Genomic DNA, 21776 nt, shown 5'->3' on the forward strand with positions numbered 1-21776 from the left:
AATTTCATAGCTAAGGCAGAGTAGTATCTTATGCTTTAGCCACTTAGCCAGCTGAAAGTTGCGAAATGCAGGAGATTATTAGACAGTCTGACGTGCTCGTGTATACCATGTGCAAGGCCATCAGCCGAAGCATAGGGTATAAACCGTGTTGGGCTAAGTAATTCTATTCTCCAAGGCGGGTTACAATGTGCCAAAATTGCTGACCGTTTGGCAAGAGGAACTCTAAATAGCGGCTCCCATATAGCCCTATAACTCTTTTCATTTTAAGCCTTTTCCTGACTTCTTCACCAGAGGATTTGTCTACGACCATGAATTTCCCGTCATGTATCAAGTCGGCTCCAACGTAGTAGAACTCTGATAAGGCTTTCTTATGCTCGTTCACAAAATTGGGGTTACCATGGATGCTTTGCCTTTCATCGTCTGTGTAGCCATTCCACCAGTCCACTAGCCTTGTGTCACCAGATGCATTTACCGCTTCCAAAAGGTTATTATGATGTTGGTCAATGCGAACACCTAGTTTATTATGGGGTAAAGTATACTTTCTGACATCGGCTTTCTTGAAGTATAGAGTGGCATAGCGTTTCTCTACAATCAGCACGTCTTCATTGACAGTGTCGATGGTGATTGGTTCTAACTTTTTTCGCTTAATCTTATCGTAATCAACTTGAGAGTAAGCTGGTATCTGAATTAGAATCAGCAAAAGCAATATTAGTTGAATTACTCCCATTATTTACTTTGTTATTAAGCCCAACGTACTTGGCCATAAGGCGGCGGAGCTGGCTTATGGGTGTGGTTAGCATAATGTTTTATTCCTTTCTAATTTTCCTAAAGATTTTCAGCCAGTCTTCATTCGTTGTACTGAAATTTCCAGAACATACGTCTGTTGCAAACTCACCTTTGTTATTTACATATCCAAAGATGATGTAAGTGTCACCTGTTTTAAAGTACTGACTGCAATTAGACCATCTCGGAGTTATCTCTATTATGTCGGTTTTGATTTCTCCCTTATATACTTTGTTCACTTTCAAGACAGCATTATACCCACCTTGCCGCCAGTACGTTGGGTCAGATGACATTACATAGTCACCTTTTGTTAAGCTGTCTTTTACAAATTCAACTTTTGCAGAAATCACGAAATCGGATACCTCAAATCTTTCTTTCATAAATGTTTCAAGCGAAGCATACATGTCACATCTACATGCATAAGAATTAGTCGCTACAATCATTAGAAATAATAAGAGGGTCAATCTTTTCATATTTTCAACTTAATGCTAACGGCTTGGCTATGGTGCGTTTATGCACTATAGCTTTTGTTGGCAAAGGTTATTCTTTCGTTACCTCAGTTGTTTGTACTCTTGTATATTTATTGGGCTCTACAGCAAGAACCAAGGCTGTATCAACCAATGCTGTTAAATCTCTTGAGTAGTATTGCTTTTCGCCTACCTTTTCTATCGGCGCAACTTCGAAACTTAAAGTGTTAATTTCCTTTCCCTGAAGACAACATGTCTTGCCCTTAGCCCAAAAGGTTGAGGGATTAAAACTGGCAAGCCGTCCGTTGATGTTACTGCCTTCAGCATCAACAACAATAGGCTGTGTGTAGGTTTTATTAAAAGTCCATTGGTTTATATAGCCTATCCCGTTGCTGTCAACGGTTAAAATGTTGTCATCTACTTCAGACAAAACAAGTGTTACTTCTCCATTAAAGCCTTTAGGAACAGTAATCTTCAATGTCGGAGAGTATAAATAGTAGTGGAATATTAAAAAAGAGACTGCTGTAGCAACTGAAAACAAGGTAAAAAAGGAGTATCTCTTTATTGCTAATTTTAGAACAGCAGCAACAACCAAACACCCTAAAACAATGGTAACTAAAAACATACTTCCTAAAAATAAACCAGACAGAATCATTCCGCTTGGCACCTTAACCAACTTCAGAAGCAAGCTGATTAACAGTGAGGCAGAAAGAAGTCCAGTTATAAATTTTAGTTTTCTGTCATTCATAATCATTGCCAACTACCAGATAAACGTAAACCTACGCTTATCTGCACTATGTACGTAACTGCTGCAGCGTGCTTTGGCACTCAGTTGCTGGCTAGTTCGGGTAGAAGTGAATGAAGCGTGCATGGGCGTATTTGTTAAAGCTAATATAGTGGTTTGCTAAAGATTATCCAACGGGCTGACGATTCTATCCAAGGCATGGGTGGTGATGTGGGTGTAAATTTCGGTGGTCTTGCTGCTCCGATGCCCCAGCAGCACCTGGATATACCTTAAATCAGTTCCCTGCTCCAGCAGGTGGGTGGCAAAGGAGTGGCGCAGCGTGTGGGGCGTAGCGGGCGCTTTCACGCCAGCCTTCTCCTTACTGGCCCGGAACACGTTGCGGATACTTTCCACCGTGTACTGCCCGCCTGCCTGTCCCTCGAAGAGCCACACCTTCGGCCTGTACTGTTTATAATAAGCGCGCAAGTTCTCCAGTAGCTTCTGGGAGAGCAGCGTGGTGCGGTCTTTCTTGCCCTTGCCACCCCGTATGAGCAGCAGGTTCCTATCCGACTGCACATCCGTTAGTTTCAGGTTAATCACTTCGCCAATCCTCAATCCACCAGCATAGAGCAGCTGCAGCATGCAACGGTGTTTTAAATTCTCGGTGACAGACAATATCCTGGCCACATCCTGCTTGCTCAAGACCTGGGGCAATCGCTCAGGCTTCTCGGGCCGCTCTACCTGATTTAACTGCACCTCATGCCGCAGCAGGATGCGTTGGTAGTAGAATTTGACGGCATTAATCGATTGGTTGACAAACGAGACAGAGTAGGTGCCTGCCTGCACCATCTGGCGGTGGTAGTGGTTGATGGCTTCCTCGGAGAAAGCGTTGATGCCTCCCAGCCCTTTGTCCTTGTGCGCGTTCAGGAAGCGCAAGAGCAGGCTGTGATAGGTGCGGATGGTGCTGGGACTATAGTTTAAGAGAAACAGCTTCTCCAGATAGCCGAGCGGACAGGCAATATAACCATCACCCTTAAGGTAGTTTTGTTCCCAAAGCCTGGCCTGCAGGGCCATGTCCTTGATGTGCATTGTCTGCGCCAGCCACACCTGTGCTACCGCCTCCAGCTCCGTTAGAAGCTTGTGGAGGCTATCGCTCTCGGTGCTGATGACAAAGCACTGCATGTCCGGCAGCCACCTGGCAACCTTGCTATGCTGCAGGCAGGTATAGATCTCTTTGCTGTACTGAAAGCTGAGCTGTACATACTGCTTGCCCTGATGCTCTAAGGGCTGCAGGCGCATGACAGGCCGCACCGGCACCTTCTCCAGTGGTTCCATCAAAGCAGCACTTTCTTGCTGCAGGATCACAGCTCCCTGCACGGGGCGCAGGCGCCTGGGACGGTACAGGTACCTGGTGTCCACCTTGGCCAGGCCCTGGAAGTGCTGGTGCGTCATCTCAATGGCCTGGCTGGTGTGGTGCATCACAAAGCACTTGTAGGTCTTGCTGTAGCGTGTCCAACCGGCTTCCTTCAGGCGTTTGGAGATAAAGGGGTTAGGCTTGAACCAGATGCGGATGAACCTCTTTCCCTCATGATCCAGCGGGTTTAGGAACAGAACAGGCAGTTGATGCAGGTAAGCCATGGCAAATGAGAGAGTTACTACCCACAAAGGTAAAACCTTCTTTTGCCGTAGCCGTGTTACTACGCGAGTATACACGCATATACGCGGGTAGAAACGCAGCTAAGTTATGAGCCCATCCAGAACATGCCTCCAGTGCGGCACCCCCATCGTGGGCAGGAGCGACAAGCGCTACTGCTCCGACCCCTGCCGCCACCTCTCCAATAACACCCTGAAGCAACAAAACCAGGGGGAGAAACGCATCCAACAGGTCAATGCCGCCTTGCGCAGGAACCGCAGCATCTTAAAGCAGCTCAGCCCGCAGGGCAAGACCACCCTGCCCCGCCAGTACCTGGAGCTGGCAGGCTTCGACTTCCGCTACCTCACCCAAATCTACCGGACCCAAAAAGGCAACACCTACCACCTGTGTTATGACTACGGCTATATGCTGTTGCCCGACGAGAAGGTTCTCATCGTCAACTGGCAGCCTTATATGGAAAAGTGATTGTTAAGACATCTTAGTATTTCTACCAGTTGAGCATTCATTCCAAAGGAACAGGAAGAGAGTAACGAATTAATTGAAAATATTTATCTTTGATTTTAGGCAGAGAGTCAGCAAGCGAAGACAATTTTAACCATGTTCCTTATGTGTACCCAAGGAAGCTAAACCTAAAAATAAATACCTCATTATCAGTATTTTACAAATATAAATTACTTTCTGCATCGGTAAGTAGATACTTAAAATAACACAAAACAACATGACACAAAAAGCCTGATTATCCTTGATGATCAGGCTTCTTGCTTACAAGAGAACTACAAAATGAATCCTGAGCTGCTTGCCCCTAAAAGGTGCTACTACGGCGCTTGCCTCTACTTAGCCTAGGCTTGCCCCTACACGCTGCAGCAGGGCTTTGGTTTTCAGGATGCCCTCTTTTTCAGGAAGGCTCTCCCCCTCGTACTCGATGCCGATGTAGCCGGTGTAGCCGGCGTCTTTCACAATCCGGAGCATTCTGGTGTAATCGATGTCCAGGCAATTGCCTTTCGCGTCAAAGTCAAATGCTTTGGCGCTTACGCCGGCGGCAAAGGGCATCAGGGTGGCCACGCCTTTGTAGGGGTCGTACTCTTCCAGGCATTTGCCGCCCCAGAAACCGGGTCCCTCGCGGCGGAGGCACCAGTTGGTAAAGTCCGGCAAGGAGCCGATGTAGGGCTTGTCTATCTGCCGCAGCACGTCGGCCAGCCACTCGGCATCCGACGACAGGCCGCCGTGGTTTTCGGTGACCAGCTGCAGGCCAATCTGGTGGCAGTACTCGCCCAGCCGCCCCAGCCCGTCCACTACCGCGTTTTTTACCTCCTGCCTGCTGCCGGCGCCAAAGGCGTTTACCCTAATCATGCTGCAGCCCAGGAACCTGGCGGCATCGGCCCAGCGGCTGTGCACCTCCACGGCTTTCAGGCGCTTGCTCTGATCCGCATCGCCCAGGTCGCTTTCCTCGTCAATCATGATCATGTGGTTCACCACGCCGTGGTCCTGGCTGCGGCGCAGCAGCTGGCGCAGGTACTGCTGGTCGGTGGCCTTGTCTTTGAAGAACTGGTTGACGTACTCCACCGCGTCTATCTGGTATACTTCCCGGGCCAGTCGCGGGAAGTCCAGCGTGTCGAACTCTTTTTTGAACAGCGACTTGTGCAGCGACCACTGCGCGAGCGAAATCTTAAAGAAAAGCTTTTTGGCCGGCTGTGCGGCAAAGACATCAGCACCTAAAAGGGAAACTCCGGCCAGGCCGGCGGCGGCACTGCCCAGTTGTTGCAGAAACCTGCGGCGATCTGTTGACATAGGCTATTAATTAAGGTGAGGAATACGGCAGAAAACCTACTGTAAAATAGATCAATGCACCCGGAAAAGCAAGCAAAGAATCAATCGCCCTGACCGCCTGTTTTATACTTGATCTCCGCAGAACGTCTCGTACAGGTCTTCTGCCGTGGCGTCTTCGTCAGCGTTTTTAAACTTGTGGATGCCGTGGTTTACTTCATGCACCAGGAAGTAATCGCACAGCAAGGCCTGCGGCGGTTGCGTGAGTGTCTCGTAGCCTTTCATGCTCCTAGTTATCGCTTCCTTGTTCGGGCCGGATGCTTACTCCCCTGCGGGCTTCACGAAAGAAATTCAGCTATCACCGAAGGCTCTTTTTTACACTTCGGACAATAGTAGGACACTAATTTAGAAACGCATATCTCTTGTAAGGAAGAACAACAAAGTCTGTATTTCAGCCTCTTGTCTGCAAGGAATCAAATCTATCTTTCATCAAGACAGGGAAGCAACAGCAACCTTTAAGACCCTTCGCTATTGAAATTTACCTGTACGTATACCCTTCCTGTCGTATAATTTCGTAAGCAGCCGCTAATTATTCCTACAACAAAGAGGCCACTCATTTAAAGAGTGGCCCTTAACATATACTCGCGCTTGTGAATCAAACGTTGTTACTGCAGCAGGTAAACCTCAGTTTTACGATAAGCCTTTCCTTTGTCAGGCAGCACCTCATGTTCCACCTCAACTTTAAAATCCTTTACGGCGAAGTAACGCTGGATATAGGCTTTGACGCTTTGTGCACGCTGCTTACTCACGCGATACTTCACGACCGGCTCTCCATGGCCATCGGAATAGCCTTTCACGACCAAAGAGGCTCCGGCCGGCTGCTGACGCAGGAAGCGTGAGAGCCCGGCAAGTTCCTCCAGGCTCAGGTGCACCCGGTTGAACTCGTTGTAGAGCACAAGCGAAGGCGCGATTGCCCGTACCGGCGCAGCAACAACCGTATTAATATTTGTGGGTATTTCTTCAGGCGCTTCCACCTTGCCGGCCTCCGGCGCCACTTCTATTACAGGCTCCACGGCTAGTGAAGCAGGAACAGGTTCAGTCTCAGGCCCTCCAAGCACATAAGCTATGTAACGAGACTGCCCGGCTCTTGTCGCTGAAACCCACACCGTGTGCCTGCTGTCTTTCGTGAAGTAAGCATTGTAGGCTTGCGTCGAATTATACACGCCCTTCAGCCGCACGGCCGCTCCTGGCAGCCCATCCTGCAGCGGGGCGCCGTAGATATAGGCTGTTTCTCCCTCTTGACGGGAAAAGTAGAGGGAGTCGCCGCTCACAAAGGGAGCGAACTCTGCCCCTCCGGTGTTTACCTTCTCACCAAGGTTCCGTGGTTTGGACCAGGCCACACCGGTCCACTCGCTCAGGTACAAATCATCATACCCCTGCGCCCCGGAAAGTTCAGCTGATATGAACAGGCGACGCTGGTCCTCCGTCAGAAACAGGCCCAGGTTGTAGGAATGGTTTCGCAGGCGGGGCACTGGCAGCTCATCTCCTTTTACAAACTCCCCGTCGCTCCATTTGTAAATACTAATCTTTTCAGCCTTTCTGCCCAACTTGTGGTAAACGTATACCTCGCCCTTCGCATGGTTGCCACCCACCACGGCGTTGATTTGACCAGCATTTAGGGTGGTGGCCCGCGCCGCTTGCCCGGGTTTATCGCGACGAGCAGTATAAAGGTACTGCCCGCCGGCTTCCTTCCTGGAGATAACCAACAAGTCCTCTCCTACCAAGGCCACGCCGGCCATTTCATCATTTGTCTGTAGGAGCACTGTTTGGGCATAGCCCGTTGTCAGAACGCCAACCAGTAATCCGATGGTATAAATAACTTTCTTCATGTTGCTGTAACTTACCAGAGGGTTATTTTTCTGCTATACTTCGGGTATTTCACTGGGATCAGGTTATAAGTGAGGCTCACCTCGTTGGTAGCCCGACCCATGTAGCCGGCATCCTGCACCGGCGCCTCATAGATATAGCTTACCTGAAACTGGCTGAGCCTGGCCCCCGCCCCGAAGGTATAGGCAAGGTCCTTGCGGTATCCGGCACTGGCCCAAAAAGTATTGGCAAACACGCCCTTCAGCTGCCCCTCCACCGTCTCCTTCAGGAAGTCATCGTAACGGAACACGGAGTTGGCTACAAGCCCCACCTGCTCGGAGAGGGCCGTGCGGTAGCCCGCCTGCACCACGTGGTGGCGCGCATAGGTCCCCTCCAGGTAACTGTCTCCGCGCTGAAGCAATTTGCCCCCCAGCACGTCCTGCATGGCGTAGCCCAGGTAGAAGTCGTCAGTGGAGAGCGTCAGGCCCAGGTTGACGTCTGCCTTGCCTGTGCGGCCCGTGCTGCCCAGGTAATCCTGGAAGATGGGGTCGCTCTCATTGTCCACTACCAGGCGGTTGCCGTCCAGCCTGTTGGCACGATAGGTAGCAGCTCCCCCCCACCGCAAGGCCAGTTCCTCCGACAGGCGCACCCGCATGCCGTAGCTCAGGTGCAGCTGGGTCTCGGAGAAAGGACCAAATTCATCGCGCAGCACGGCCAGGCCAAAGGCGTGCGCCGCCCCTGCCTGACGGCTGTAGTGGTCTGCATTTGCTGTCCGCAGGCGGCTGCCGCTCTGCCAGGCCCGTACGTCGGCCAGATCCAGCTCAGCGGAGGCGAAGATGGTTTTTGGAGCGTCTTCATAGCCCGTCCACTGGTTTCGGTAATAGGTCTTGACCATGGAGCCCTCGTAGCCCGTGAGCGAGGGGTTGAAGTACTGCTGAAACAGCGGGAAGTTGGCTACATGCTTTCTGTTCTGAGCCTGTAGGCCCAGAACAGAAAGTGCAAATGCAATGGTTATAACTATTTTCTTCATGTCAATTACTTGCTTAGGATTGTCACCACACCTCTTTTCACCCAGTTGATATCCTTCACCTCAATGATGTAGAGGAATGGACCTTTGAGTACTTGGCCGCCGGTGCTGTGCCCGTTCCAGCCTGTTTCCGGGTCACGGGTCTCGAACACACGCACGCCGGAGCGGTCAAACACCTGGATGTAGACTTCGTTGTAGAATCTCAGCTCCGGGATAGTCCAGTTGTCGTTGATGCCGTCGCCATTCGGGGAGAAGGCGTTGACGATCTTGAGCTGGTCCACGGTGCGATCGTAGGCCTGCTTGGCGAGCGTGAAGCTGCGCTCGATCGTGTTCAGGTATGGGTCGGTGCTGCGCACGCGGATGGTAAAGGTTGTCATTCCCGACAGGCCCTTGTTCGACTTCAGGTATACCTGGTCGCCGCGAATCTCGAACAGTGCGTTATGCGTGTCGCCCTCACCGCTTGCCAAAGTATAGACAAACTCGCTGTCATCCGGATCCGTGGTGGAGAGCGTGCCAATCACCTCATCTGCCGTAGCTTCTGGCTTAAAGGTGGTAGCACTGAAAGCAAGCGCGGTTGGCGCTTTGTTAGGCAGCACCTCCACTAGAATGCTAGCTGTCAGGTTGCCCAGGTTAGTAGTCATCTCAGCAGGCTCCAGTGTGCCGGTTAGCACATACTGTCCGGCCTTGGTGCCATCATAGGCGCCGGCTTCCCACTGTACCTTCACTTGCGCTGTCTCACCGGTAGAGTAAGTTACCCCAACTGTGGGCGGCAGGGGTACCTGCTCGAAGGTAGTACGGATGGGCACCTGGATGATCTCCGGCGCTGTTACGGAAGCGATGTTACGGGTAACTTTCAGGACCTGCGCTGTCACCTCTTCTCCCTTATTTCCAGCCTTGTCCGTCAGGTAAAGTTTCACAGTCAGCTGCCCGTCTTTGAGCTTGTCCAGGTCAAGGTTGGTGATGCGGAAACTCTCCTCTGACACCTCCCCTGTACCTGATACCGCTATACTTTCCTGACCGCTCGTGACGCGGTAAGTATAGGTAGTACCTGGCTCAGCTCCGGTAACAGATAGCGTGATAGCGTCTAGGTTCGACACGTCTACGCGCGTAACGCCCCAATTTATAGCATAGCCGGCAGGTGCCGTACCATCATAAGTCAGGTTCAACTGGTTGGAGGCTGTGTTGCCATTCGTGGCCGCATCTGTTACTTTATTTTCGGCGACAGCTATACTTACCTCGCCGTCGCGGGCAGGCACTACCAGGGCGCTATACTTTGTCTCACTCATCTTCTTAAGGTCAGTGGCTGCTCCGTTGCTTACCTCGATAGCGGCTAAATCAAAGCCTGTAACCGGCTCACTGAACTCAATCGTCAATGGTATATCAGCATTGGTCAGGCTCGGGGCAGTGGTGGCAAGTATAACTGTAGGGCGGGTTTTGTCATGCTGCATGCGCAGCACATTGGAGGCTAGGTTGCCGTTACCGGCTTTATCATGTACCACATCCGCAGCAACGCTCACGGCTACCTCCCCTTCAGCCGATGGTGTAATAGTGGCTGTGTATACTATGCCGGCTACGGAAGGTACTAGTCCAGACGCTAATCCACCCTCTACTGAGATGTTCTCCAAGGCAAACCCTGAAACCGGCTCGCTAAAGGTAAATACGACCTCAAAGGCTGTGTTTGTCGGGGTGGTGGCTCCTGTGCTCAGGACCAGCGTCGGCTTGGTGGCATCGTAAACTCTGGTCAGGGCGCTAGTTGCCTGGTTGCCATTGCCGGCAGCATCGCGGGCCACATCAGCAGCCACGGCTATACTTACTTCTCCGTCGGCAAGCGGCGTCACCAGGGCTGTATAGATTTTCTGGCTTACCACTTTCAGCGCTGAGGCAGAACCATTCGTCACCGTAATATCCTCCAGCGCAAAACCTGTCACTTCCTTGCTGAAGGTGAAGGTAACTTCAAATGGGGCCTTCACTACATCCACCGCGGTAGTCGACAGCACCAACGTTGGTTGGCTCACATCGTAGCTTACCTGCAGTCGGTTAGACGGCAGGTTACCATTACCGAAAGCATCCTGCGTCTGGTTCTCATCTACGGCGACTGCTACTACACCATTTGCGCCTGGCGTAACTAGGGCGGTGTATAGGGTAGCGCTTTCCTTGGTCAGATTAGAAACACTTCCATTTTCTACTGTGATGTTGGTTAGCTCAAAGCTCTCCACTGCCTCAGAGAAGATGAAGCGCACGGCAAAGGCGTCATTAACAGGGCTGTTCACCGCTGTTGCCACTTCCACTGCTGGCCTTGAGCTGTCATAGAAGCGGATAAGCTGTTCTGAGGCAAGGCTCGGGTTACCGGCTGCATCATGTGCTACGCCGGCGGCAAGTGCTACGCGCACCTCTCCGTCTGCCTGCGGCGTAATCTGCAAAGTATACGCTTTGTCACCTTCTGCCGAGAAACCTGTCACCGTGCCATTGACAACCGTCACATCAGTAGCGGCAAATCCTGTTACCGTTTCGCTGAACACAGCCGATACTTCAAAGGCTGCATTTAACTTCTCTCGCGCACCGGATGCCAGCACCACCGTTGGCTGTGTCTTGTCAATGCTCACTTTTAAGGCTGTGGCCTCTGTGTTTCCGTTGCCGGCCCGATCATGGGCCACATTTTCTTTTACATTAAGAATCACTTCTCCCCCAACATCCGGTGTAATACAGGCCGTGTATACTTGCGCTGATACTTGCGTAAAGGCAGCAGCTGCCCCGTTGTTTACATCTATGTCTCCGAGCTCAAAGCCGGTTACTTCTTTGCTGAAGGTGAAAGTCACCTCGAACGCAGCGTTAGTCGGGCCAGTCGCGTTGGTTGTCAGGGCAAGGGTTGGTCTGGTGGCATTGAAGGTTCTGGTTAACGTTTCAGAAGCCGTATTGCGATTGCCCGCCGCGTCCGTTACCACACCTTCCGGCACCGAGAGTGACACTAGCCCGTCTGACAGCGGGGTCACCTCAAAGGTAAAGTGCTGGTTATCCGTTGTCGTTACACCCGAGAGTGTGGCGTTTGCTACTGCCATACTTTGCAGGGAGAAGCCTGACACAGGTTCAGTGAACGTGAGGCTTACCTGGAAGGCCCTGTTTGTCGGGTCCGGGGCCGTGGTTGCCAGCACTGCGGCAGGCCGTGCTGCGTCATACATCAGGGAAATTGTGTTGGAAGGTAAATTGCCGTTCGAGGCTGCATCCCTCGCTGCGTCGGCAGGCACACTGACTGTCACCACCCCATCCGCTGCAGGTATCACCCGTAAGGTATAGGTTCTGGAATCTACTACTGCAAATTCAGTCGCCGATCCATTTGTAACTGTAATGTCAGAGATATGGAAACCTGTCACGGCCTTACTGAAAGTGAAGCTCACGTTAAATGGCGCATTTACCGCAGCCGGTGCTGCAGTAGCCAGTAATAAGGTGGGCTTAGCTGTGTCGAAAGATACTTTGAGTACGTTGGAAGCCAGGTTATCATTGCCCGCCTCATCTGTGGCTTTGCCCGCTGCCACGGCAACAGTTACTTCGCCGTTCGAGGCAGGGGTAATAAGAGCAGTGTAAGCTGTAGCACTCACTTTCTCAAAATCAGAAGCTACTCCGTTTGATACAGTGATGTCAGCCAAGTCAAAGCCTGCAACTTCCTCCGTAAAAGTAAACTGTGCTGTAAAGGCTGCATTTACCGGGCTGGAGGCCGTGCTGGCCACTGTTGCATGTGGTCTCGTGGCGTCGTAGCGCCGGACTAACTCTGTAGTGGCCAGGTTACCATTGCCCGCCCCATCTTGTGCCAAACTCGCAGGTATACTGAGTCTCACTACCCCATCTGCAGACGGACTTACCTGCACGGTGAAGTGTTGGTTATCCGTCGAAGTAAGTGCTGAAAGGGTGCTGTTCGTCACGGCTATACTTTGTAAACTTAAACCAGACACCTTCTCAGAAAAGGAAATGCTTACCTCAAAACCTTTGTTAGTGGGGTTCGGGGCGGTAGTTGCCAGTGTGGCGACTGGTGGGGTGATATCATACACCAATGCAAGGCTGTTGGAAGCCTGGTTGCCGTTACCTGCTGCATCCTGTACTGCATCGGACGGCAGACTCACCTCTACCCTGCCTTCTGCCACTGGCGTTACCAGAGCCGTATAGGTTTTGGCGTCCGCTTTCACCAGGTTGGATACCGTTCCGTTCGTTACCGCGATACTACCAGCAGCCAGGGAAGTCATCTCTTTGCTGAAGGTAAGACTTATCGGGAAAGCCTCGTTAACCGCACCGTCCACCGAGGTGGCAAGCACCACCGTGGGCTTCTCGGCATCATAGCGCACCTTCAGGATGTTGGAGGCAGTATTAAAATTGCCCGCCGCGTCCTGCGCTTTTTCTGCTGCCACGCTCACCGTTACCTCTCCGCTTGCTACCGGCGTGATACGCGCGCTGTAGCGCCTACCGTCTGTTTTAGTCAGGTTAGAAGCCGTACCGTTTGCTATGGTAATATCTGCCGGCTCAAAGCCGCTCACTTCTTCAGAGAAGGTGAAGATTACTTCAAAGGGAGCATTGGTTGGATTCGAAGCTGTGGTAGACAGTACAAGGGTCGGTTTGGTGCTGTCGAACGTACGTTTCAGTCCCAGGGAGGCCACACTGCTGTTGCCAGCTGCGTCCTGCGCTGCATCAGGTACAACTGACACCACTACTTCGCCTTCCTGGTTAGGGGTGATGAGAGCGGCATACACCTTATCCCCCACCTGCGTAAGTGCTGAGGCAGTGCCTTTGGTCACAGCGATGTCAGACAGGCTGAAGCCTGCTACCTGCTCAGAGAAAGTGAAGGTTACTTCAAAAGGCCCGCGAACCAAGCCAGGGGCTATAGAGGTCAGCGTGACTATAGGTTGCGTACGGTCATAGAGCGTGCTGAGGGTATTAGAGACTGCGTTGAGGTTGCCCGCTGCATCAACTGCCACACCGGCTGCCACGCTTATTCTTACTTCGCCCTCAGAGGCAGGTGTTATGGTCGCCTTGTACACCTTGCTGTCCGAAGTCGTCAGGTTGGAAGCCGTAGCATTCACTAAAGTCAGGTCTGCCGTAGTGAAACCAGTTACGGCTTTGCTGAACGCGAAGAAGACTTCGAATGATTTGTTAGTGGCTGCCTGTACATCACTGGAAAGGGTGAGCGTGAGCGGCACATTATCCAATACGATTTGCGCCTCCATCATACCAATGTTGCCGGCACCGTCGCGCAACTGCGCGTATACTTTGCGGCTGCCATTGCCGGTAGACAGGGTCCAGGTTTGGCTTGTCGCGAAAGGCAACCAGATACTCCAGGTGGTGTTATCATTGGAGAAGCGCATGCCTTCCACGCCGGTTAGCGCGTCTGTCGCCGTCATGCTGAGCATAACTTCCGGGGAGGCAGTATAAGTAGCTCCACCGTTGATGGCAATCGTTCCGGTCGGTGCTGTTTTATCGAAGGTAACGCTGCTGCCGTTGGTAGTGCCGCTGACAGCCGTGCCTGCGTTGCCTGCCAGGTCGCTGAAGTTGATGGTAAATGGCACTACGCCTTCACTGCTGCCAGCCGTCATCGAATAAGTCGCGCGGTATTCCAAGCCTGAAGTAGCCACTACTGATACCGCATTGCCAGCTATCTGAACGATTGGTAATTGGATGGCTTCACTTGCCACAAACTGCAGCGTGATCACATCTCCTACTTTTGCTACCGTGCTGTTGCTATTGCTGGAGGCAATGCGCACGGTTTGCAAGGTTGGAGCAACGGCATCAACCAAAACATCTGTCATATCTACTGGTCCAAAGCTGATCTTGGACGCATTTCCAGCCACATCCGCTATCGTGCCTCCATTAAGCGAAATGCTGTTGTGCTGGAAGCTGATGCCGTCTGTATCCTGGTCGCCTGCACCCACGGTATACCTGAAAGCAAGGGTGCTTGTGCCGGAACCGCTCTGGTATACGGCCTGCTTCACCTGATCTCCCACAACTACTTGCAGCAGTGGAGAGCCTGTTACTACAATTGGCTCAGAAAACTGCACCATGAAGTTGAGGGCATCCCCCTGTGTGTAAGTACCATTAGCAGGAGCTGTGACTGTTGCCACCGAGGGGGCAACAGCATCTACCAATACACCAGTGGTGGAAGGAACACTCCCAAACTCAAGATTATCAGGGTGATTACCAGCCAAGTCGGTAATGGTAAACCCGCCAGGAGCAGGCAAGCTACTTTCCATAGGTCTTGGACCAGGGATGAGGTTATCTATCGTCACAATCATCGGGGCTACCTCAATGCCATCCATGTCCAGCTCCCCCTCCTGCACAGTGTAGCGGAAAGATAATCGCTCTGTGCCGCTTCCTCCGTTAAAAAGAGCCAGCACTACCTTATCTCCTATCATGAGCGGGATAAAGGGCTTTCCGTCCTCCGGTAGTTCTGGCATTTCCGGCACCTCCGTAGATGCGGCCCTGGCGCTCAGCGGACCAAATATTGGACCTGCCTCGCGAAGCTCTACTTTCTCACTGAAGCGAACAGTGAAGTTCAGGTGCTCGCCCTGCTTGTAAATCTTATTGGCTGGCACCGTTAGCCCCGTAATAAAGGGACGAATACCGTCTACACGCACATTGCTGCGTACTATTGGGAATGTTGAGCCAGTGCTTAGTGTATTGCCTTGCATATCAGCCGGCATTGTAGCGTCCGATTTCAGGGCCAGCACTTCCAGGCCAGCCCACTGCTCGCCTTCCTGCACAGCATAGGCATAATAAGCAGTGTTTTCATAAGCCCAGTCTAAAGTAGCCTTTCGGATTTCTGTGCCCACACGTAGCTCGAGGTAAGAACCCTGCATGCGCTGCATTTTTTCGCTGAACGCTACACTAAACAGCAAATAGCGCTCCCGCTCCAGGTTATAAATACCGTCGTTTGGAAGGTTGATGGACGTAATGGTCGGTGCAACGGCATCTACCAAAACTCCGGCTGTTGATGGCACCCCGTTCAGAGATAAGACAGCCGCGTTACCGACAGCGTCGGTAATTGTTCCGCCGTTCAGGGCAATGCCAACTGGCAGTGTGATGCCATCTGTGTCTTGCTCGCCTGGCTGCACGGTGTACCGGAAAGTCAGCGCTGTTGTGCCTGAGCCGCTCAGGTAAGTCGCCTGCCGGGAAGCTGCGCCTATCGTAAGGCTAAGAGCTGGGATACCGTTTTCGGTAGCTATAGTTACGCTTTCGCTGAAATTAACCGTAAAGTCCAGGTGCTTACCTGCTCCGTATGTTCCGTTGGCAGGTACTGAAACAGAGGTGATAACCGGACTGGTGGTATCAACTGTATATTGTTGACCAGCGGTATAGCCTCCGCTGAGCCCATTCCCGACCGCATCTGTGATGCCGGTACCACTCGCCTTTACATCCAGACGCAGGGTGCCGCTTCCACTTATGTTAGAGACTGTTATCTCGTATCTATTTCCCGCACCACTTACACCTGTTATGGTCTCTGTTGTTATTCCTGCGGAACTCAGGGTGAAGTCATCTGCACTTACACCCGTAACTGCCTCGTTGAAGGATACCAAGAAAGTAACGGTATTCGCGTTGGTGGTTGCTGTTGCTGGATTGTGGCGGGTGATACCCGTTACGGCCGGAGCCGTCGCATCTACTGTCCAGGTATAGGAGGCAGGTGTAGGGTCCAGATTTCCGGCTGCATCCATAGCCTGTATCTGCACGGTGTGCGTACCTTCGCGCAATTCTGTCAACGTAAGCGGTGTAGTAGCAGCGGTAAACGAACTGCCGTCCACGCTTGCCTGGAAGGTACTGGCAGTCTCGTTGCTTGTGAAGGCAAAGGTAGCGCTGGTGGAGTTTGTAGCAGCAGCAGGGCTAGCGGTTATGGTAGTGCTAGGAGCCGTTGTATCAATCAGTACAGTTAAGGCGGCTGAAGCAGGGCTTTGACTTCCTGTCCCATCTACCGCTTTTGCTGTCATGGGATGGACCCCATCTGCCAGGCTACTGGTTGTTATTGTCCAGTTACCAGAGGCATCAGCCTGAGCAGTTCCAACCGCATTACCACCGGAATACAGGGTGACGTTGTAACCAGGCGTCGCCGTTCCGGAAAAAGTTGGCGTGTTATCGTTCGTGATGTTATCGCTGTTGCTTATACCAGTATCGCTAGAACTTAACAAATCCGGAACCGATGGGGCGTCCAACTCAACTATAGTTACATTAATAGTAGCTGTATTTGATTCGGTTGTTCCGTTGCTAACCTTGTAAGAGAAATTATCAGCGCCAACAGCATCAGTACTTGGCGTATATGTAAAGGCACCTGTGCTGGGATTGAGTCCGAGTGTGCCTTTAGATGGACTGGTCATCATAACATAGGTCAGAGGCTTACCTTCGGGGTCACTACCAGTCAGTTTTCCAGCGTAGGCTACATTCTTTTTAGTGATGATATCACCTGCCGTTGATCTAACTCTGGCAGTTGCCAGATCCATATTTCTGAGTGTGCCATAGTTTGCGTTTGCTGTTGCATCATACGCGATAGTGCCCGATGTCTCATCAAAGCGCCAGTAAGCTGCTAGCCCCGCTTCGTTGCCGTTCAAGGTAGTGGCTCCAAGTGTTTTGATTTCTGCTGCAGTAAGCGCCTTCTTCCAAAGCGACACGTTGTCTATCTGCCCGTTGGCAAAGCTCTCATCTGCATTAATGACAGTACCAATGCGTATGGATGCATTAGATGCTGAAGATGCGTGGTTTACTCTATCTGAACCAATTAAAACGCCGTTGGCATAAATTTCCATTCTGCGCTCGCCACCGACATTGCGTCTTACAGTGGTTACCTGTACCCACTCTCCCAATTTATAAGCTGTTCCAGTACCGAGCCAGGTCCAGCCAGTGCCATGTTTGTCGATGCCGTAAGTAAATGTGCCGTTTTCTGCACTCAGCCAGAACTGCATATCGCCACCACCGCCTGAAGGTCTGCTGAAAAGACCAGCTCTGCTCATACTGTTTGCCTTGAACCAAAGCGAAACAGTAAACTCTGTTTCAGAATCGAACTGGTTGGAAGGTTGAGACGGAATCTCTACATAATCGTTTACACCGTCGAACTGAAGCGCATTCACATACCCAGCCACAGGGGGAGTTGATACGGTGGGTGCTGCCCGTGTTACGTTAACAGTATAGGTTTTGACGGTGGTCCCGTTCTGCGCTGTTACGACAACTGAAATTGGGTTGGAGCCAACAGCTAAATTAACTGTTCTTGAGGTCGCACCGCCAGCCAACACTGTTCCGTTGACACTCACAGTCGCACTGGCATCTGCTTTGGTAGGGGTAACCGTAACCGAAGCTACTGCATTGGCTACACTTGCCGTGTAGTTGACTGTATTAGCGCTGAATGCCGGTGACAACGTAGTACCTGAGAGCGTCAGGTTGGAGAGATTAGCATTGCTGGATAAGGCAGTTCCAGCAGGACCAACTACCAGGTTGTCGAGGTTTAAGGTATGGAGACCTGAAAAGTAGAGTGAAACAGAGCTAACCTCCACATCTTTTGAAAGCACCAATCCCTGGCGATTTCGCTCATTAAATTTTTCCTGCGGCAGACTGCTCCCTGTATAAGTTACGGTTAGGTGAGGCGGGGGATAATATGTTGCATCACTGAAACAATCGTAGCTCAGCCAGAGTCCATAAAATTTGAATCGTTGGCCGTCTTTGCGTTTAATTATTGCCTGAGTTGTACTGGCTGTACTAAAGTATAGACTGGCGCTGTTATTAGCACCACCATTAACTTTGTTCTCCCAACTGCTATTTATCATACCGGTTAACTCATACTCTACTCCCCCAATGTTAATGGTAGCAGTCGTATTCCAGGGCCATGATGGTGTTTGGCCACTTAGGGCTGCAGGGGTGGAGAAGTCGTGGGTGAGCCGGGTCTGGGCATGCGCAACATGCGACAGTGAGAGTCCGGCGCAAAAGATGAGCAGTATCGGCAATATCTTCAAATAAGCTTTGAAAATATCATAGCCTTCACCGCTTCTTTGCGAGGAAGGGGTAGCAGTGCTGGATTTCATAGAACGGGGTGCTTGTAAAATTTTATCAATACAAAATTTACTTTTATCTGACAAAAGTATTCAATTAGCTCCCCCCCATGCAAGCGCCCGTTTTATTATATTAGAAATTTGCAATATTTGCAAATATTTGCTTCTCAATACACTACAGCATCACCAAAGAGAAACAGAAGTCTATACACCTCCAACTGTTGCATATTCCTCCCCTCAAGTGAAAGACCTAAGGCTAAGACCGGATTTGCTGCTCCCTTGGTGCTTGGATTCCCTTATGATGCCAGCTGCATTGACTTCCTAGAATAATTTCATTCCCTGCATATCTATAAAAAGGGAGTCTATCAGGCGCCTACCGGAGGGTTAACAGACCATGTAGAACCCAGGGTTAGACAATCAGGTATGATGGCCGAGCTTCTCTCTGCCGCCCTTCGGGCCTGACATATGTAAGTTTTTGAAAGCACCTCTGGATAGCATTGCGGCTGGATCTGTGGGGAAGTCTAGTGAAGGAGTCTGCACGCCATTACTACTACAGAAAAAGGGGAAACCACACTTTCATAAGCCTGAGCCACAAAACAAAAACTGTAATCTTTATGCGTGGTATGCGCCGGGCTTTATCGCTTTCAGGAACTACACATTTCAGGCACCTGCAAACCTAAACAATCACCAAAAGGATTAGGGTGAGGGACTTTTGTCCGTGGCCTTATGAGCTCTGAGATTGGGAGAAGGATGGATGGAAGGCAGCAGTTGCCACATGTGCATCACGCTCTGGGTACAGGTTGTCTTGCTACGGGTGCAGCAATTTAACCCGGCCAGCGTCACTTACGCGTGCAGCCACCCTCCTTTTACTTGATTGTAGAACATACCCGGAGGTATTGATGGATAACTATACCTTAGCAGGAGAAGAAGGCCTCGTTTGTTTGACTTCTTGCCCGATTGGTTACCTGGCGCACCTGCCTGCCATCCTCTGCGGCAATTTTAGCGCTGCTTCGGGATACCATATTGTCTTTCCCCTGAAGAACTCAACTAATACATTCTGCCCCCGGAAATTGCCCTCTTTGTACAACCTGAATCGTCCGATTCCGGTTGGAGTTTCTAATTCGGTGCCTGCTGAGAGTACGGAAAAGTTTAAGACTTGATTTGCTGCCACTTGGTTTTAAGTTCAACTGGCAGTAAACTTTTTAAAAGCCAGGTGAAGATAGAAATGGATTATTACATGGAAATTACCGTAAGGGAAAGCCCATATTAAGTTTGTAGCGTTACCCTTGCTCGGCCTTCAGGCAACAGCAGCTAACACGCCTCTCCTCTTCCTTCTCATTATACTCTCGCTTCAAATACATTTACTAAGGCATAAATAAGACCTAATTGATGCTTAGCCCTTGACTTTCGCACACCTATATACGCATAACTAAGCTAACAAAATCTAGAAATTTATCTACCTGACTTATTTATATCCCTTCCACACCTCAAACGCGTCACACTACTGCAGCACCCATTTACTGCACATCAGAAATTGGTGAACCTTCAGGTTTGCCATAGCTGCTCTTAGGTGTTTGCACAGCCAGCCAGAGCGTGGCGTCTTCCGGCTTGTCAAAGAAACAAACCTCCACCGGGTGTTCCACCAGGTTTACCTGGCTCATGATGAAGTTCACGCTTATTCGCCCGAACATATCTGTCGGATTAATGATAGCCATGAACTGCAGGTGAAGAGAGCTTAAGAACTTTGGTCCCCACTCCTCCACCGTAAATTTCTGATCCACCGGGCGTACCACTTTAGCATCAGAACAATCGGCCAGCCACTTGCTTATTTTATACTTCTCTTGCATTAGCAGAAAAGTATAGAGTATGTTCCTGTACTCCGCACTAGGCACGTATTGCAGCCACTTTGACTTTACCAGCTCTTCGGCGGCAAAATACTCTATGATGATGTGCTCTGTTTTCAGGTAAAGCATTATGCTGTGTTGTTAAGGGGGTAGAAAAGCGTACGATTCTCACTTTGCCCGTCAGAAGAAACAACCCTTCCTAAACTGCTCAGGAGTTTCTTTAGAATGCTTTTTAAAAAACCTGGAGAAATAGGAGTTATCGGAATAGCCTAGCTTGGCTGAGATTTCACTGACCGTGTAGTTGGAGTGGGCCAGCAACCGTTTTGCCTCAAGTATAATCCGCTGTTGCACCATCTCTACAGTAGATCTTCCTGTGGCAGTTTTACAGATCGTGCTAAGGTGCTTGGGAGTTACATGCATCTGCTCTGCATAGAAAGTAACCGGCCGGTGCTCCATAAAGTGCTTTTCCACCAGGCTCTCCAACTGCCTTATCTGCGAGAGCAGCCTGGGAGATGTTTTCTCCGGCATCGTTCTACCCTTGTAAGACCTGGCCAGCAGGATCAGCAGTACATCCAGGAAGTCTCCAATCACCACATCCTGCTTATACGCCTGCATTTGGTATTCACGCTCCATCAGTCGCACAACATCCAGGAACTGCTCCAGACTCTCCTCCGAAAGCGAGATCAGGGGGTTGTTGGAAAGCGCGTTAAAGAACGGAAAACTGTACAGCTTTGAATTCGGGTGCTCCAGCAGGTAAAAGTCCGGGTTAAAGAAAACGATGTACCCCTTTACTTCCTCATCAACCTGCCACTTATGCAACTGGCCCGGGCTCAGAAAGAATACCGTTCCCCGGGAGATGGGGAAATCCTTAAAGTCAATGGTATAGGTACCGAGGCCTTGCGTGAAAAGGATAATGGTAAAGAAATCGTGCCTGTGCGGTTTCTCAAGAAAGGTATGTGCTTTGATATGGTTATCAAAACTACTCAGGTGAAACTGATTCCCGGTGAGAGGGGTCTGGGTAAAACTGTCAACCTTATGAACAGGGAAATCTGTACTAGAAGTCATACATTGGGATTAATTAAGACCAACAAAGGACGAAGACAGCCTGATGCCGCCCCCCAGGTTTAATTTGAAAACACTATCCTTTGGCTAACCGTCAAGAGAAAGGGCAACCTCTACGGGGAGACTCCCTGCCAGGAACCATTTGTTTGTCTTTCCTGGGCATTTGCAATTGCACCCTGTTTGCTAATTAGAGGTGTTACTCATTAAATGTTCAGGAGGAAGTTTGACAGGCGCTTGCATGCTCCCGATTTCGCTCGCAGGTCACTCCGGCAGGTTACAGCCATTGCTCAACCTTGTTTTCCTCCCTGTGCAGACTACCCGGCACATCAGCTGATTTGGATAATTGAACCCCAATAATTGTACATAATTTTACTCTGTATTATTTTCGCACTACAAAGGTACTTCCCATCAATGCGAAAAACATTAGACGAATGTCTGCAATCGTGGGACTTTTAACACCTCATTATGAAGGTTTTATACTTTACAAGTTTTTTTATCTACTGTTCTTTATCCGCCTTAGGATGGCCTGTTTACGAATGCAAACACGGGTAAAGGTTTTAGCTACCGACCTCTCCACCAGCAACAGA

Annotated in this window: 12 protein-coding genes; 1 reads left to right on the plus strand and 11 read right to left on the minus strand. The window is 50.6% G+C overall.

Going from position 1 to position 21776, the window contains the following annotated elements; translation table 11 throughout:
* Positions 1-163: 163 nt before the first annotated feature.
* From C8N40_RS12360 to C8N40_RS12375, 4 genes are all read right to left on the minus strand, one after another.
* The gene (locus C8N40_RS12360) at positions 164-727 is read right to left on the minus strand and encodes a hypothetical protein (protein ID WP_108212091.1); all 564 of its coding nucleotides are present in this window, start codon (positions 725-727) and stop codon (positions 164-166) included.
* A 79-nt stretch (positions 728-806) separates the two neighbouring features.
* Positions 807-1256: a hypothetical protein gene (locus C8N40_RS12365; protein WP_108212092.1), complete on the minus strand. Its 450-nt coding sequence runs from the start codon at positions 1254-1256 to the stop codon at positions 807-809.
* Between the two features lie 67 nt (positions 1257-1323).
* The gene (locus C8N40_RS12370; RefSeq protein WP_146173564.1) at positions 1324-1998 is read right to left on the minus strand and encodes a hypothetical protein; all 675 of its coding nucleotides are present in this window, start codon (positions 1996-1998) and stop codon (positions 1324-1326) included.
* Between the two features lie 156 nt (positions 1999-2154).
* Positions 2155-3612 (minus strand): tyrosine-type recombinase/integrase, encoded by a 1458-nt coding sequence (locus C8N40_RS12375; protein ID WP_245905102.1) that lies wholly within the window; start codon positions 3610-3612, stop codon positions 2155-2157.
* Between the two features lie 106 nt (positions 3613-3718).
* Here C8N40_RS12375 and C8N40_RS12380 point away from each other — a divergent pair, with 106 nt between their 5' ends.
* On the plus strand, positions 3719-4093 hold the full coding sequence (locus C8N40_RS12380) for a hypothetical protein (protein ID WP_108212094.1): 375 nt from the start codon (positions 3719-3721) through the stop codon (positions 4091-4093).
* 369 nt (positions 4094-4462) lie between these two features.
* Here the strand turns inward: C8N40_RS12380 and C8N40_RS12385 are convergent, their stop codons facing one another.
* The 7 genes from C8N40_RS12385 to C8N40_RS12410 all read right to left on the minus strand — a co-directional run bounded on the left by C8N40_RS12385 (position 4463) and on the right by C8N40_RS12410 (position 21192).
* Positions 4463-5416, minus strand: coding sequence for a sugar phosphate isomerase/epimerase family protein (locus C8N40_RS12385; protein ID WP_108212095.1), 954 nt, complete (start codon positions 5414-5416; stop codon positions 4463-4465).
* A 102-nt stretch (positions 5417-5518) separates the two neighbouring features.
* Complete coding sequence (locus C8N40_RS22670) at positions 5519-5677, minus strand: hypothetical protein (RefSeq protein WP_170114090.1); 159 nt, start codon at positions 5675-5677, stop codon at positions 5519-5521.
* Positions 5678-6057: 380 nt separating this feature from the next.
* Positions 6058-7281, minus strand: a complete 1224-nt coding sequence (locus tag C8N40_RS12390; protein WP_108212096.1) for an OmpA family protein — start codon at positions 7279-7281, stop codon at positions 6058-6060.
* Between the two features lie 11 nt (positions 7282-7292).
* Positions 7293-8288, minus strand: a complete 996-nt coding sequence (locus C8N40_RS12395; protein ID WP_108212097.1) for a PorP/SprF family type IX secretion system membrane protein — start codon at positions 8286-8288, stop codon at positions 7293-7295.
* Between the two features lie 5 nt (positions 8289-8293).
* Positions 8294-17806 carry an Ig-like domain-containing protein gene (locus C8N40_RS12400; protein ID WP_170114091.1) on the minus strand — a complete coding sequence of 3171 codons (9513 nt, stop codon included), beginning with the start codon at positions 17804-17806 and terminating at the stop codon, positions 8294-8296.
* A 1994-nt stretch (positions 17807-19800) separates the two neighbouring features.
* Complete coding sequence (locus C8N40_RS12405; RefSeq protein ID WP_108212099.1) at positions 19801-20256, minus strand: hypothetical protein; 456 nt, start codon at positions 20254-20256, stop codon at positions 19801-19803.
* Between the two features lie 51 nt (positions 20257-20307).
* On the minus strand, positions 20308-21192 hold the full coding sequence (locus C8N40_RS12410; RefSeq protein ID WP_108212100.1) for a helix-turn-helix domain-containing protein: 885 nt from the start codon (positions 21190-21192) through the stop codon (positions 20308-20310).
* Between the last annotated feature and the right edge of the window lie 584 nt (positions 21193-21776).

It is taken from the genome of Pontibacter mucosus, from assembly GCF_003054055.1.
Taxonomy (GTDB): Bacteria; Bacteroidota; Bacteroidia; order Cytophagales; family Hymenobacteraceae; genus Pontibacter; species Pontibacter mucosus.